The 13,877-nt window shown below is 68.9% G+C and carries 19 protein-coding genes; 16 read left to right on the top strand and 3 right to left on the bottom strand.

What is annotated here, in order from left to right; translation table 11 throughout:
- The first annotated feature begins 135 nt into the window (after nt 1–135).
- From AB0E56_RS16205 to AB0E56_RS16165, 9 genes are all read left to right on the top strand, one after another.
- Nucleotides 136–579 (top strand): Asp23/Gls24 family envelope stress response protein, encoded by a 444-nt coding sequence (locus AB0E56_RS16205; RefSeq protein ID WP_359800697.1) that lies wholly within the window; start codon nt 136–138, stop codon nt 577–579.
- Nucleotides 576–767 (top strand): DUF2273 domain-containing protein, encoded by a 192-nt coding sequence (locus AB0E56_RS16200; protein WP_359800695.1) that lies wholly within the window; start codon nt 576–578, stop codon nt 765–767. The genes AB0E56_RS16205 and AB0E56_RS16200 overlap by 4 nt, the downstream gene beginning before the upstream one ends.
- Nucleotides 764–1,111 carry a hypothetical protein gene (locus AB0E56_RS16195; protein ID WP_359800693.1) on the top strand — a complete coding sequence of 116 codons (348 nt, stop codon included), beginning with the start codon at nt 764–766 and terminating at the stop codon, nt 1,109–1,111. Before AB0E56_RS16200 ends, AB0E56_RS16195 begins: the two co-directional genes overlap by 4 nt.
- Nucleotides 1,108–1,671, top strand: coding sequence for a DUF6286 domain-containing protein (locus AB0E56_RS16190; protein ID WP_359800691.1), 564 nt, complete (start codon nt 1,108–1,110; stop codon nt 1,669–1,671). Before AB0E56_RS16195 ends, AB0E56_RS16190 begins: the two co-directional genes overlap by 4 nt.
- The gene (locus AB0E56_RS16185) at nt 1,668–2,285 is read left to right on the top strand and encodes a hypothetical protein (protein ID WP_359800688.1); all 618 of its coding nucleotides are present in this window, start codon (nt 1,668–1,670) and stop codon (nt 2,283–2,285) included. Before AB0E56_RS16190 ends, AB0E56_RS16185 begins: the two co-directional genes overlap by 4 nt.
- Nucleotides 2,286–2,366: 81 nt before the next feature.
- Nucleotides 2,367–2,540 (top strand): CsbD family protein, encoded by a 174-nt coding sequence (locus AB0E56_RS16180; RefSeq protein WP_359800687.1) that lies wholly within the window; start codon nt 2,367–2,369, stop codon nt 2,538–2,540.
- 123 nt (nt 2,541–2,663) lie between these two features.
- Nucleotides 2,664–3,230 (top strand): RNA polymerase sigma factor, encoded by a 567-nt coding sequence (locus AB0E56_RS16175; protein WP_359800685.1) that lies wholly within the window; start codon nt 2,664–2,666, stop codon nt 3,228–3,230.
- Nucleotides 3,227–3,847 (top strand): hypothetical protein, encoded by a 621-nt coding sequence (locus tag AB0E56_RS16170; protein WP_359800683.1) that lies wholly within the window; start codon nt 3,227–3,229, stop codon nt 3,845–3,847. The genes AB0E56_RS16175 and AB0E56_RS16170 overlap by 4 nt, the downstream gene beginning before the upstream one ends.
- The gene (locus AB0E56_RS16165) at nt 3,847–4,194 is read left to right on the top strand and encodes a hypothetical protein (RefSeq protein WP_359800681.1); all 348 of its coding nucleotides are present in this window, start codon (nt 3,847–3,849) and stop codon (nt 4,192–4,194) included. The genes AB0E56_RS16170 and AB0E56_RS16165 overlap by 1 nt, the downstream gene beginning before the upstream one ends.
- An 80-nt stretch (nt 4,195–4,274) precedes the next feature.
- On the opposite strand, the gene AB0E56_RS16160 is transcribed toward AB0E56_RS16165, so the two are convergent.
- Entirely contained in the window at nt 4,275–5,120 is an 846-nt protein-coding gene (locus AB0E56_RS16160; protein WP_359800679.1) for an SDR family oxidoreductase, read from the bottom strand.
- Between the two features lie 93 nt (nt 5,121–5,213).
- Between AB0E56_RS16160 and AB0E56_RS16155 the strand changes: the two genes are divergently transcribed.
- The 7 genes from AB0E56_RS16155 (at nt 5,214) to glmM (ending at nt 11,563) form a co-directional block, all read left to right on the top strand.
- Nucleotides 5,214–5,579: a helix-turn-helix domain-containing protein gene (locus AB0E56_RS16155; RefSeq protein ID WP_359800678.1), complete on the top strand. Its 366-nt coding sequence runs from the start codon at nt 5,214–5,216 to the stop codon at nt 5,577–5,579.
- Between the two features lie 100 nt (nt 5,580–5,679).
- Nucleotides 5,680–7,218, top strand: a complete 1,539-nt coding sequence (locus AB0E56_RS16150; RefSeq protein WP_359800676.1) for an APC family permease — start codon at nt 5,680–5,682, stop codon at nt 7,216–7,218.
- A 41-nt stretch (nt 7,219–7,259) separates the two neighbouring features.
- Nucleotides 7,260–8,102: a tRNA pseudouridine(38-40) synthase TruA gene (gene truA, locus AB0E56_RS16145; RefSeq protein WP_359800674.1), complete on the top strand. Its 843-nt coding sequence runs from the start codon at nt 7,260–7,262 to the stop codon at nt 8,100–8,102.
- Nucleotides 8,103–8,364: 262 nt separating this feature from the next.
- On the top strand, nt 8,365–9,033 hold the full coding sequence (locus AB0E56_RS16140) for an endonuclease/exonuclease/phosphatase family protein (RefSeq protein WP_359800673.1): 669 nt from the start codon (nt 8,365–8,367) through the stop codon (nt 9,031–9,033).
- A gap of 198 nt (nt 9,034–9,231) precedes the next feature.
- On the top strand, nt 9,232–9,678 hold the full coding sequence (gene rplM / locus AB0E56_RS16135) for a 50S ribosomal protein L13 (protein WP_359800671.1): 447 nt from the start codon (nt 9,232–9,234) through the stop codon (nt 9,676–9,678).
- A gap of 26 nt (nt 9,679–9,704) precedes the next feature.
- A complete protein-coding gene (rpsI, locus tag AB0E56_RS16130; protein ID WP_359800669.1) occupies nt 9,705–10,190 on the top strand; it encodes a 30S ribosomal protein S9 in 486 nt (161 codons plus the stop codon).
- A gap of 14 nt (nt 10,191–10,204) precedes the next feature.
- Entirely contained in the window at nt 10,205–11,563 is a 1,359-nt protein-coding gene (gene glmM / locus AB0E56_RS16125) for a phosphoglucosamine mutase (RefSeq protein ID WP_359800666.1), read from the top strand.
- Between the two features lie 66 nt (nt 11,564–11,629).
- On the opposite strand, the gene AB0E56_RS16120 is transcribed toward glmM, so the two are convergent.
- Nucleotides 11,630–13,081, bottom strand: a complete 1,452-nt coding sequence (locus tag AB0E56_RS16120) for a hypothetical protein (protein WP_359800663.1) — start codon at nt 13,079–13,081, stop codon at nt 11,630–11,632.
- Nucleotides 13,078–13,863, bottom strand: coding sequence for a glycosyltransferase family 2 protein (locus tag AB0E56_RS16115; RefSeq protein ID WP_359800662.1), 786 nt, complete (start codon nt 13,861–13,863; stop codon nt 13,078–13,080). Before AB0E56_RS16115 ends, AB0E56_RS16120 begins: the two co-directional genes overlap by 4 nt.
- Nucleotides 13,864–13,877: the final 14 nt, after the last annotated feature.

Below are 13,877 nucleotides of genomic sequence, written 5' to 3'. Positions count from 1 at the left end.
GGAGTGCACTGTGAGTCGCGCGAACAAATCCGAACCTCTTTGTGACATCCGGTGCTCGGCATACGTCCTAGGGGTGTCGCAGCACTGCGGCCCGCGCTCCGACCGGAGGCGGACACACGGATGAAGGAGCTCATGATGGCGAACGTGACTGGTGGCACCCAGCCCAAGGCTCAGGTCGTCGCGCCGCAGCTGGGGACTGCTGCGGGCAAGACCACGATCGAAGACGCGGTGGTGGCGAAGATCGCAGGCATCGCGGCGCGCGAGGTCAGCGGCGTCCATGCACTCGGCGGGGGAGCCGCACGCATGGTCGGTGCGATCCGCGACGCCCTCAACACGACCGATCTCTCGCAGGGGATCAGCGTCGAGGTCGGCGAGACCCAGGTCGCGGTCGATGTCACGATCGTGGCGGAGTATCCGGTGTCGTTGCAGAAGGTCGCCGACGAGGTCCGCGTTGCCATCCACCGCGCGATGGTGGAGCTCGTCGGCATGGAGGTCGCCGAGGTCAACGTGACCGTCAACGACGTGCACATCCCCTCCGAAGACGAGGGCGATGACACGCAGGAGGCGCGAGTCCAGTGAACGCGTCGGTGATCGGCGCGGCGGCCGCAGCGGTGCTTGCGCTGACATGGGTGGCGTTGGGCTTCTGGGCCTTCCTGCTCGTGGCTCTGGCGATGCTCCTCGGCGCGGTCGCCGGCCGCATCATCGATGGCCGGATCGACGTCCGCGCGCTCGCCGAGGTCTTCCGGGGCCGGCGTTCGTCGTCATGACGGGCGACGGCGTAGCCGAGGCGGCGACGGTCGCCGTCTCGGGGAGCACGACCTTCTCTGCTCGGGCCCTGCAACGACTCGCCGTCGGCATCGTGCGCGACGCAGCGGGTGTCACGGTCCGCGACGTGGGGGTGCAGCTGTCCGACCAGGGTGGCGCTTTGCGGATCGCTGTCACCGTGCCGGTCGCCCGTGGGGGCGGGCGGGTATCGAACCTCGTCGAACAGGGCGACGCGCTTCGACGGACGCTCATCGACGGGATGAGAGACCTGGCGGGACGAGACGTGAAGGCCGTCGACATCCGATACGCGGGAGTCCGCCGGAGCAGAGAGAAGAGGGTGAGATGACGAACGAACAAGCGACCTACCGGCGCGTTCTCCGTCGGGAGACTCATGCGCCCCGCACGATCCCGGCGGCCGTGGTCGCCTCGATCGGGGTCGCGCTGCTCCTCGCCGCACTGGTCGGCGGTGTGTGGTGGCTCGTCGATGAGGCATTCCGCGAGGCTCTCGCCCGATGGTTCGGCGCCCTCGACGCTTCCGCACAGCTGGCGATTCCGGTCGGGGTGGGAGTCGCGCTCGTGGTCTGCGCGATCGTCCTCCTCGCGCTCGCCCTGCTGCCGGGACGGCGTGCTCGGCGGTCGCGCACGACAGAGCGGAGCGCCCTCCTCGTCGACGACGGCGTGATCGCCGACTCGGTGGCTGAGGCCGTGGCCCGGCGCACCGGCGTCGACCGCGGCCGGGTCGCCGTGACCGTGGGCCGACGCACGGTGGCGGTGCGGATCACGCCGACCAGCGGCAGACCCGTGGATGTCGCCGCCGCGGATTCGGCGGTGAACGACGTCCTCGCCGGGATCGGGTTCGCCGCGGCGCCGCGGGTCAGCGTGGAAACCGACGGGGTGATCGCATGAACGCGACCAATCGTCTCGCGAACCGCGCGCTGCTCTTCGTCGCCGGCGTGCTCCTGCTCGCCCTCGGCGTCGGTGCCCTCGCCGCAGCGGCCGTCGCCACAGGGGAGGCGCCGACCTGGATCCGGCGCCCCGCGGCCACCGTGATGGACATCTGGGGTGCCTCATCCACGTGGACTTGGCAGCTGGCGGGTCTCGGTGCGGCGCCCGCCCCGGTGGTGCTCGCGGCGGGGGGATGCCTGCTCCTCACCGTGGTCCTGGTGGTCTTCCTCGGAACACGCAGACGCGGCGGTTCGAGGACGGTGCTCGAGATCGACGCCGCCGACGGCCGCACGGTGGTCGATCGGGACGTCGCCGAGAGCCTGCTGACCGAGCCGCTGGTGCGACGCCCTGATGTGCTCTCGGCTCGCACGGCGGCGTATCGCATCGGGGGCTCGCGCGCCGTCGAACTCGCCGTCACCGTGCGGCCGGGAGCCCCCTTGGGTGCGGTCGTCGATGCGGCTGAGGCGGCCGTCCGTGAGTGGGACGAGCTCCTGGGGGAGCGGATCCCCATCATGCTGCACCTGGCGGACCGACGCTGGCGTGACGCGCTCCGCTCGCCGCGCAGGGTGCAGTGATCGCAGACGCAAGACGCTCAGGCGGGGCCTGGGTGAGAACTCGATTCCGAGACTCGGGATCGATACGGGAAAGGAGACGCCATGGGCGCGGAAGAAAAGATCAAGGCCACTGCGGAGAAGGTCGCCGGAAAGGCGAAGGAGGCCGTCGGCAAGGTGACGGGCGATGACAAGCTCGTCGCCGAGGGAAAGGCCGAACAGGCCAAGGGCGATGTCCGTGATGCCGCTGAGAACGTCAAGGACGCTTTCAAGAAGTGACGGACTCGGGGAGGGGGTCATGCGAGTCCCTCCCCGACCGCTCCCAGGTCGGTGCGAGATCATCCGATCCGGTGAGGCGTCCGTTCCGAATCTCCCAGGGGATCGGACCGAGGGGTGGGGTGGATGGAAGACGAACGCTTTCGGAGAGCGCTCGAACACGCAGACGACGGCATCGTCGCGGGACGTGCGATGGACGGCGACATCGAGGCGTTCGCTGTTCTCGTGCGCAGGTACACGCCGATGATGCGCGCGTACACGCAGCGGATGCTGAACGCCTCGGCAGATGTCGACGACGTCGTGCAGGAGTCGTTCGTCACGGCGTGGCAGCGGTTCGGGGAGCTCGAAGACCCGGGCAAGGTCAAGAGCTGGCTGATGAGGATCGTCAGCCGGAAGGCCGTGGATCGCATCCGTGCCGTCCGACCCGCTGTCGACATCGACTCGATCGATCGCCCGGCGCCGTTGCACGCATCGCCATCGGCGATCGTCGAGGTGAGAGCGGGCGTCGCGGCTCTCGGCGCGGCGCTCCGCGAGCTCCCCGATGCGCAGCGCGAGTGCTGGATCCTGCGCGAGATCGGCGGCTACTCGTACGAGGAGATCGCCGATGAACTCGACATCCCCGTCACGACCGCCCGTGGCCTGCTGGCACGGGCGCGCAGATACATGATCGTGCGGATGGAGGAGTGGCGATGACCGATGAGAGAGAGACTCCTGACGTCCGCAGGCTGGGGCTGGAGCCCACCGATCTCGACGGGCACACGCTCGACGAGCTGACCGACTATCTCGACGCCGGGAGACAGCCCGCCGACCGCTCCATCGACGAGTCTCCCGGCTGTCAGCTGGCGCTGGACGCGCTGGAGCGCCTGCACGGACTCGGGGCGGAACTGCTCGCCGCCGAAGCCGCGGCCGAACCGGAGGTCGATCAGGGCTGGGTCGACCGCATCCTCAGCGGCATCGCCCTGGACGCGCGTGCCGGACGACGCATCCGCTTCGACTCTCCGGATCCAACCGTCGACCTCGGCATAACGGAGGGTGCGGTCCGCGGACTCATCCGTTCGGCGGAGCGTGCCGTGCCTGGTCTGCTCATCGGGCGCTGTCGGCTCGACGGAGACCTGACCGAGCCGGGTGCGCCGGTTCGCGTGACCATCGACGCGAGCGCTCTGCACGGTCAGCCGATCCCGCTGATCGCCGAACAGCTGCGCGCCGAAGTCGACCGCGACCTCCGCGCGCACACCGCACTGAACATCGTCGCGATCGACATCGCGATCCGAGACATCCGGGAGGTGTCCTCGTGGACGCAGGAGAGCTGATGACGCCGGAAGCGCGCACCGAACTCGCCGCGTACATCGAGGAGGCGGTGCGCGCGATGCCGGGGGTTCGCGCCGTGTTCCGGTCGGGATCGCTCATCTCCAACCTGCTGCGCGCCGGAGCGGCCGCGCTCGGCACCCGCAAGGACGACGAGCCGATCGTGGCGGTCGTGTCCTCTGGCGATGGTGTCGTGGTGGAGGCTTCCATCGGGGTGGACTCCGACTCGCGATCGGAGCACATCCTGCGCGCCGTGCAGGCCGAAGTCGACGCGATACTGGGGGCGCGCGGCGTGCGGCGCGAGAGCATCACCCTCACGGTGGTTCATGTGCAGCCTCGCGAGGCGGCCTGAGCGGAGTCGCGCGACGACGGTGTGCCGCTGACGACGGTGTGCCTCTCCCGAGGAGAGCGGCACACCGTCATGGACGGCGCTCAGGCCGCGGCGCGCAGACCCTCGACGAGGGGTGTGGTCGGACGGCCGATCAGTCGCGCGAGCGTGCCGTCGGACTCGGCGAGGGCACCGCTCTTGATCCCGGAGTCGAGTGCGGCGACGAATCCGGCCGTGCCCTCGTCGAGGCCGGCTTCGCGGAGGGCTGCGATCTGGGCGTCGGCGTCGAGCGCCACGAACGAGACCTCGCGACCGGTCACCTCGGAGATCGCCGCGGCCAGGTCGGTGTACGTCCAGGCGACATCGCCGCCGAGCTCGTAGACCTCGCCGATGTGGCCGTCCTCGAGCGCCACGACGGCAGCGGCTTCTGCGAAGTCCTTGCGGCTGGCCGAGGCGACGCGTCCGTCGCCGGTGCCCGCGGCGAGCACACCGGTCTCGGCAGCGCGCGCGAGATCCGCGGCGTAGTTCTCGGTGTACCAGTTGTTGCGGAGGATCACGGCGGGCAGCCCCGCGGCGGCGATGAGCTCCTCCGTCGCCTTGTGCTCCGGCGCCAGGACGAGGTCGCTCGTCGTGGCCTTGGGGGCGCTCGTGTAGATGAACTTGGAGACACCAGCAGCCGCGGCCGCGTCGATGACCGCCCGGTGCTGTGCCACTCGCTGCCCGACCTCTGATCCCGAGACGAGCACGACGGTGTCGACGCCGTCCATGGCGGCCGCGACCGAGGCGGGGTCGGTGTAGTCGAGGTGCACGACCGGCACACCCAGGTCGGCGCCCTTCCCGGTGTCGCGGGCTCCCGCGACGATCGACCGGGGATCTGCTCCGCGCTCGATCAGGCTGGAGATGATGAGGCGACCGAGGTTGCCGGTCGCACCGGTGACGAGGATGGTCATGAGGGTCCTTTCGTAAGTGACATCCTCGACAACCCGTGCACCGGGTGAGAACATTCCGCCCGATGGGTACCCACTTTGAAGTAAGGTACCCACATGACGGTAAGTTTCGCCCAGATAAAGGAATCGACGCCGTTCGTCTTCGACCAGAACTGCGGCACACGTGTGATCCTCGACCACATCATGAGCAAGTGGGGCGTGCTGGTGCTCTCCTCGCTGTCCGACGGCACGCACCGGTGGGGGGAGCTGCGCCGCGCGGTCGACGGGATCAGCGAGAAGATGCTCGCCTCGACCTTGCGCACCCTCGCGGACGACGGACTGGTGCATCGGGAATCGCTGCCGACCGTGCCGCCGCACGTGGAGTACAGCCTGACGCCGCTCGGCCGCGACCTGATGGAGCGGATGCTGCCGCTGATGGCGTGGGTCGCTGATCACGCCGACGGCATGCTCGATCGCGCCTGATTGTACGGATTCCGTCGTCCGTGTAGGTGAATCGCCGCGGATTCGGAAGGTCGAAGAAAGATATTGACGCGATAACCGCAGTGGCCCTACTGTTCTGAGCATGGCAACGACGCCCATTCACCTTGAACGACCCGACGGCAAGGGACTGGCTGCAGGCACGCTGGGCCTGTGGGGATCCACCGTCATCGGTCTGGCCTCGACGGCACCCGTCTATTCGCTCGTCGCGACGCTCGGCTTCGTGGTGCTCGCCGTCGGCGCACAGGCGCCGATCGCGTTCATCATCGCCTTCGTCCCGATGCTCCTGATCGCCTTCGCCTACCGCGAGCTCAACAATGCCGTCCCCGACTGCGGCACCACGTTCACCTGGGGGACGAAGGCCTTCGGGCCGTGGGTGGGCTGGATGGGTGGCTGGGGTGTCGCGGTCGCCGGCATGGTGGTCCTCGCGAACCTCGCCCAGATCGCCTCCGTCTACTTCTGGTCGCTGATCGGACAGGACCTCGAGAACAACGACTGGCGCGTCGTCGTCGTGGCCGTCTTCTTCATCGCCGCCATGACCTGGGTCAGCTGGCGTGGGGTCGAGATCGGCGAGCGCATCCAGAACATCCTGCTCGGCATCCAGTACCTGGCGCTCGCGATCTTCGTCGTGACCGCGCTGTGGCAGTTCTTCGCCGGCACGGCGCCGAACCCGACTCCGTTCGACTGGGAATGGATGAACCCCTTCGCATTCACCGACTGGTCGGGCTTCACCGAGGCCATCCTGCTCGCCCTGTTCATCTACTGGGGCTGGGACACGTGCCTCGCTCTCAACGAGGAGACCAAGGACCCGAAGCGCATCCCCGGCCGTGCCGCGCTGCTGACCACCGTGATCCTGCTGTTCACGTACGTCGCGGTCACCATCGCAGCCATGATGTACGCCGGACTCGGGGAAGACGGCACAGGGCTGGGCAACGAGGCCAACGCGGACGACTTCTTCCTCGCGATCAAGGACGGGCTGCTCGGCCCGTTCGGCTGGGTGCTGGTGGTGTCGGTGATCATCTCCGCGATCTCGTCGACCCAGACCACGATCCTCCCCACCGCACGCGGAACGCTGGCGATGGGCGTGTATCGCGCCCTGCCCGCGAGGTTCAAGGACGTGCACCCCACGTACAAGACCCCATCGTTCTCGACCATCGTGATGGGCGTGGTCGCCTCGGTCTACTACATCGGCATGACGCTGATCAGCGACAACATCCTGCAGGATTCGATCCTCTCGCTCGGCCTCGCGATCGCGTTCTACTACGCGATCACCGGCTTCGCGTGCGTCTGGTACTTCCGCAAGGACCTGACCGCCTCGCCGCGCGAGTTCTTCTTCAAGGGGCTGTTCCCGCTGCTCGGCGGCGTCATGCTGACGTGGGCGTTCGTGCAGTCCGCGATCGACATGTGGGACGTCGACTACGGGTACACGGTCCTGTTCGGCATCGGCGGCACCTTCGTGATCGGCGTCGGCTCGCTCGCGTTCGGCCTCGTGCTGATGTTCGTCTGGTACCTGTTCCCGCGGTCGAAGAGGTTCTTCCGCGGTGAGAGCCTGAACCGCGACACCGAGGTGATGGTGCCTGATGAGCCCGCTGTGACGATCCGCTCGATCGACGGCGGCATCTGACGCCGTCGGTCGCCGCGGCCGGGCTGTCCTAGGCTTGCTCCGTGCGCATCCGGCTCGACATCGCCTACGACGGCACCCACTTCCGCGGGTGGGCGAAGCAGCCGACGCTGCGGACCGTGCAGGGAACTCTCGAGGCGGCCCTCGCCCGGATCCTGGGGTCCGATGTGCAGCTCGTCGTCGCCGGCCGCACGGACGCGGGCGTGCACGCCAGCGGACAGGTCGCCCACGTCGATCTCGACGAGAAGCAGTGGTCGCGGATCGAGGCCCGGAACGGGCGGGCGCCCCTGGAGCCGGCCGGGACCATCGCCGGTCGCATCCGCGGCGTGCTCGGCGCCTACTCCGACGTCACGGTCGCTCGTTCGTCGCTCGCGCCGGAGGGCTTCGACGCGAGGTTCTCGGCCGTCTGGCGCCGCTACCGCTATCGCCTCGCGGACGCACAGGCCGGCTTCGACCCGCTGCGACGCCTCGACACGACAAGCATCCGCGGCAGCCTCGATGTGGAGGCCATGGATGCGGCGGCGCGCACGCTCATCGGGCTGCACGACTTCGCGGCGTACTGCAAGCCTCGCGAGGAGGCGACGACGATCCGCACGTTGCTCGACTATCGGTGGTCTCGCGACGCCGAGGGAGTTCTCGTCGCCGAGGTCAAGGCCGACGCGTTCTGTCACAGCATGGTGCGCGCGCTCGTCGGTGCGTGCGCGGCCGTGGGGGAGGGACGCCTGGATGTCGACGACCTCGTCGTGCTGCGCGATGCCCTCACGCGCACCAGCGAGTTCAAGGTGCTGGCCGCCCGCGGCCTGATCCTCACCGAGGTGGGCTATCCCGCCGACGAGCTGCTCGCCGCACGCGCGGAGCAGACGCGGGCCCGTCGCGATCGAGACTGAGGCTGGAGCCCCGCACTCAGGGTGCAGAGTCCCCTTTTCGTCTGCGCCGCCAGGTGTGCAAGCGTCTCACGGGGAACACTTCGACCCTCATCCCTCGGTCGCGCGCAGTCGAGAAGGGCACGCCACCACCCTACGGTCGGCCGAACGAGGAGGGGAGCGGGGCGCTGCACCAGAGGACCCGGTGAATGCCCGCTGAGCCAGATTCCGACCCCGCTCCATCCGGAGCCGGGGCACAGCCGGGACGAGTAGCGTTGAGGGGATCATGAAGGTCATCTCGTACAACCTCCAGAAGCATCGCGCGGCCGGAGAGCTCGCGGCGCTCGTCGGTACGCACGATCCCGACATCCTCTGCCTGCAGGAGTGCGACGTCCCCGCGCTTCCCGCGCAGATCGGCGACCTCGTGCTGGCGGATGCGACCCAGGGCAACCGCCTCGGGCTCGCGCTCTTCTACCGTTCCAGCACCTTTCACCTGCAGGCCATCCGCACCCTCGGGCTGAAGAAGTCGCTGCACGACCGCATCGCCAAGCCCGCACACGAACGCGTGCTCGGGGCCCGGCTGCGCGACATCGATGACGGCCAGGATTTCATCGTCGCCTCGTTCCATGCCGCGCCCCTCACAGCACTGAACTCGCTTCGTCGGCATCAGATCCGTGCCGCGCTGACCGAGCTGGCGACTCTCGGCGAAGGTCTGCCGCAGCTCATGGTCGGCGACTACAACTACCCGGTGTTCAAGGAGAACCTCGGGCAGGCCGTGCGCGATCACGGGTACGCGCTCTCGCTCAGCGACGACCACACCTATACGCGCTACCGGGTCTTCCGCGGGCACTACGATTTCGCCACGTCCGCCGGATTCGAGATCGAGCGCATCACGACGCTGCCCCAGGGGTCCAGCGACCACCGTCCGATCCTCGTCACGGTCACACCCGACTGAGCGGCGGTCGCAGGGGCGTGGTTTGGGCAATCGCCCGGCGTGGCGTATGATTTCCCTTTGGTGCCTTTCCCCGTTCGCGGAAGGAAGGGCATCGTCCGAACGTGAGCCCTCCACTGGCGTGTTCCTCCCTGTCGGGAAGAACCACCCCGGAGTGGGATTCACGAACTTCTCCGTTCGACACAAGAAAGCAGCACTATCGTGACGCGCACTTACACCCCCAAGGCTGGCGAAGTCCAGCGCGACTGGGTCGTCATCGACGCCACCGACGTCGTTCTCGGCCGTCTGGCTTCGCACGCCGCTACGCTCCTGCGTGGCAAGCACAAGCCGACCTTCGCCAACCACATCGACTCGGGTGACTTCGTCATCATCGTGAACGCCGACAAGGTCGCGCTCACCGGTCAGAAGCTCCAGAAGAAGATGGCCTACCGCCACTCCGGCTACCCGGGCGGCCTGAAGTCGGTCACCTACGCCGAGCTCCTCGAGAAGAACCCGGTCCGTGCTGTGGAGAAGGCCATCCGTGGCATGCTCCCCAAGAACAGCCTCGGCCGCCAGCAGCTGTCGAAGCTCAAGGTCTACGTCGGCGGAGAGCACCCGCACGCCGCGCAGCAGCCGCAGACGTACACCCTCGACCAGGTCGCCCAGTAAGCGCCGTAAAGACTAAGGACATACTCGTGGCTGACATCCAGGACACCACCGAAATCCCCCAGAACTTCTCGACGTCGACTCCCGAGACCGACGCGGTCGAGGCGGCTCCCCGCCCCGTCCTCAGCGTCCCGGGTGCCGCTGTCGGCCGTCGCAAGCAGGCCATCGCCCGCGTGCGCATCGTCCCCGGCTCGGGCACGATCACGGTCAACGGCCGCACGATCGAGGACTACTTCCCGAACAAGCTCCACCAGCAGCTGATCAACGACCCGTTCACCGTGCTGAACCTCGCCGGTGCGTACGATGTCATCGCGCGCATCTCCGGTGGTGGCCCCTCGGGCCAGGCCGGTGCGCTCCGCCTCGGCATCGCTCGTTCGCTGAACGGCATCGACGAGGAGAACAACCGTCCGACCCTGAAGAAGGCCGGCTTCCTCTCGCGCGACGCGCGCGTCAAGGAGCGCAAGAAGGCTGGACTCAAGAAGGCCCGCAAGGCGCCTCAGTACTCGAAGCGTTAAGGTCCACTGCTCCGATGCCGATCTTTGGCACGGACGGCGTGCGAGGACTCGCCAATGGCATCCTCACCGCCGACCTGGCGCTCACCCTGGCCCAGGCGACTGCTGTCGTCCTGGGCCAGGGCCGTACTGCGGAGGCTCGCAAGGCCGAAGGCAAGCGACTCACCGCAGTGGTCGCCCGGGACCCCCGGGTTTCCGGACACTTCCTCACCGCAGCCGTCTCCGCGGGACTCGCCTCTTCCGGTGTCGACGTGCTCGAGGCAGGGGTCATCCCGACCCCCGCGCTCGCGTTCCTCGTGGCCGACCGCGACGCCGACTTCGGCGTCATGATCTCGGCGTCGCACAACGCCGCGCCCGACAACGGCATCAAGATCTTCGCGCGCGGGGGTCGTAAGCTCCCCGACGTCGTCGAGCAGCGCATCGAAGAGGCCATGCATGGCGAGATGCTGCGCCCCACCGGCGCGGGTGTCGGTCGCATCGACCGGTTCTCCGATGCGGAGGACCGCTACGTGGTGCACCTGCTCGGTTCGCTCCCGAACCGGCTCGAGGGCATCCACGTCGTCCTGGACTGCGCGCATGGCGCCGCCTCCGGTGTCTCGCCCGAGACGTTCCGCGATGCGGGGGCCGAGGTCACCGTCGTCGGCGCAGATCCCGATGGCTGGAACATCAACGACGGCGTCGGGTCGACGCACCTCGACAACCTCGCCGAGGCCGTCGTTCGGCTCGGTGCCGACATCGGCATCGCCCACGACGGCGACGCAGACCGCTGCCTCGCGGTCGACGCCCAGGGCAACGTCATCGACGGCGACCAGATCATGGCGATCCTCGCCGTGTCCATGAAGGAGCGCGGCCGTCTCACCGACGACACGCTCGTCGCGACCGTCATGAGCAACCTGGGCCTCCACGTGGCGATGCGCGAGCACGGGATCACCGTCCGTCAGACGGCCGTCGGCGACCGCTACGTGCTCGAGGACATGAACGAGGGCGGATACGCGCTCGGCGGCGAGCAGTCCGGTCACGTCATCATGAGCGAGTACGCGACGACGGGTGACGGCATCCTCACCGGTCTCCACCTGGTGGCCGAGATGGCGCGCCAGAAGAAGTCGATCGCCGAGCTCGCCGCCGTGATGACGGTCTACCCGCAGGTGCTCATCAACGTGCGCGACGTCGACAAGGATCGCGTCGCCGACGACGAGGTCGTGCAGCAGGCTGTTCGCGACGTCGAAGCCGAGCTGGGCGACAACGGCCGTGTGCTGTTGCGCAAGTCGGGCACCGAGCCTTTGGTCCGCGTCATGGTCGAAGCCGCCGATCCGGAGTCGGTGCACGCCTACGCAGGTCGCCTTGCCGAGGTGGTGCAGGAGCGTCTCGCGCTCTGATCGCTTTTCGCTGAACAACCGGCCGGTCGCTGATCTCAGCGGTCGGCCGGTTCTTCGTCCGGGCGCCTACGGCGCCGCGCAGATCCGGTAGAGACCTGCGTCGACGAGCGTCTCCGCCGGGCAGGGGAGTCCTGTGAGCCGAGGAACCCCCGCCATGGCCGGCGCATCGAACAGGCCGACATGGGCGCCCGTGAGCACGATCGGAGCGACCGCTGCACCCCACGGATCCGCCGCGAGCCACTCCACCTCGTTCTCGTCGACCCAGTCCATCAAGGGCGCGATGGCGGCACGCTGCGTCTCGAGCGTGTGGCCGCGCGGCGCGAACGACGAGGCGACGTGGACGGCAGCGCCCGCGGCGACGATGACGGCGAGCACCGATGCCGCGACGACGCCGCCGATGCGGACGACACCGCGGCCCGGCTGGCCCTTCACGGCCCAGATGGCCGCGGCGGCGATCATGGGGAAGAACGCGAAGACTCCGGGGGCGGGGTGCCGCACCCACAGAGGGAGGCGCGAGGCGGTGGCCCACCAACCCACGAAGGCGAGTGCACCGATGAGCGCTGCGAGCGCGTAGGCGATCACGAGGCGCTCGGCTTCTGTCGCGGTGTGCCACCGGCGGGCGATCCCGAACACGGTGAGGGAGACCGCGAGGATCGCTCCGACCACGGCCAGGGCTGCGGGCAGCGACCAGGAGTCCGCCAGGGTGCCGAGCTTCTGCAGCACCGTGGTCGCGGCATCTCCCTGACCGCCGCTGCGGACGAACGAGACGAGCGCGCGAAGGTGCTCGATGAATCCGGAGACGCCGAGGGAGAGGAGGGCGGCGAGCTCGACCAGGAGTGTCGGCACGGCCACGAGGAGGAGCGGCAGCCACGACCGTCGAAGTGTGTCACGGATGCGCGCCCAGCCCGTGCCGTCGGAGAGCACCCAGAGCGCCACGGCGAACGCCGGGAGAGCGAGGATGGCGATGAGCTTCGCCTGGACCGCGAGCCCGACCAGGAGCCCGGCGAGCCATGCCCGTCGTGGCAGCACGACGAGGGCCCACACGATGAGCGCCGCTGCGGGGATCTCGCCCAGCAGGTCAGCGGGACCCTGAATGGGTGAGACCCCGGCGCTCGCGGTGAAGGCGAGGGGCACGGCGACGGCGAGCAGTGCGGCCCAGCGTCCGCCGATGCGGCGGCCGAGGAGGGCGAGCCCCGCGAGCAGCGCGACCCAGGACGCCAGCGGCACCAGGCGCGCGGCCAGCACCGGATCCATGCCGGTCGCCAGGAGTGCCGCCACCGGGAGGAGCACGACCGGCCCGGTCGAGATGCGGGGATCGAACGGGGTGATCGTCGAACCGGACAGGGCGCCGTCGCTGGAATAGCCGAGGCCGTCGAGCAGGTTGCGGGGCACGGTCAGGTTGAAGGCCTCGTCCTCCCAGAAGCGCCAGACGACGAGGCTGTGCCAGGCGACGACGACATGCCCGATCAGGAGAGCGGCCGCGGCCACCCAGAACAGGATCGTGCGGGTGCGGGTCATCGCGGGACGCGCTCCGGACGGCGGATGCCGCGCAGCGGTGCGGACGGCTTGAGCGAGAGCGACCACGCCTCGAGCAGTGCGAGACGTACGAAGCGGCGCAGGCGCTTGGGCGGCAGCGAGACCGTGCTGCCTCGTCCCCACATCGTGCCGGTGGTCGAGGTGCCGCGCCGTGGGATGCTGGCGACCCGCAGGTAGCGGACGGTGAAGCCGGCGCGTGCCTCGGCGAGCGAGAAGTGCACGTGCGGCACGGACGCGTCTGCGGGGATCGCGTCCACGAGGAGTCGCAGCGCCTCGGGGCGATACGCGCGCATCGGGGTGTTGACGTCCGGGATGCGGCGTCCGGCTGACACGGCGATGAGGAGGCCGACCGCGCCGGTGAGGACTTTGCGGTACCAGGGGTCGGTGCGACCGTCGCGGACGCCGTGCACCACGTCGGCATCTTCGGCGACGAGTGCGGAGATCAGTCGGGGGAAGTCGCTGCCGTAGAACTGTCCGTCGCCGTCCACATGCACGAGCAGGTCGGGGTCCGCGGCGAGGCCGGCGCGGTAGGCGGCGAGTGCCGTCGGCCCGTGTCCGCGGTTGAGGGGCTGCACCTCGACGTCCACGTCCGGGACGTCGTCGAACACCGTGGCCGTGCCATCCGTCGAGCGGTCGTCGGCGACGTGGAACGTGACCTGATCGGCCAGGGGTGACACGTGCTCCCTGATCTCGTCGATGAAGCCCCGGATGCCTTCGGCTTCGTTGAAGGCGGGCATGACGATGGCGAGGTGGCGGAGAGTCACAGGGTCCTTGGGGT

Source organism: Microbacterium sp. NPDC028030 (assembly GCF_040637855.1).
GTDB lineage: Bacteria > Actinomycetota > Actinomycetes > Actinomycetales > Microbacteriaceae > Microbacterium.
The sequence above is the reverse complement of the archived record's forward strand: the minus strand, read 5'-3'. Positions and strand labels throughout refer to the sequence as shown.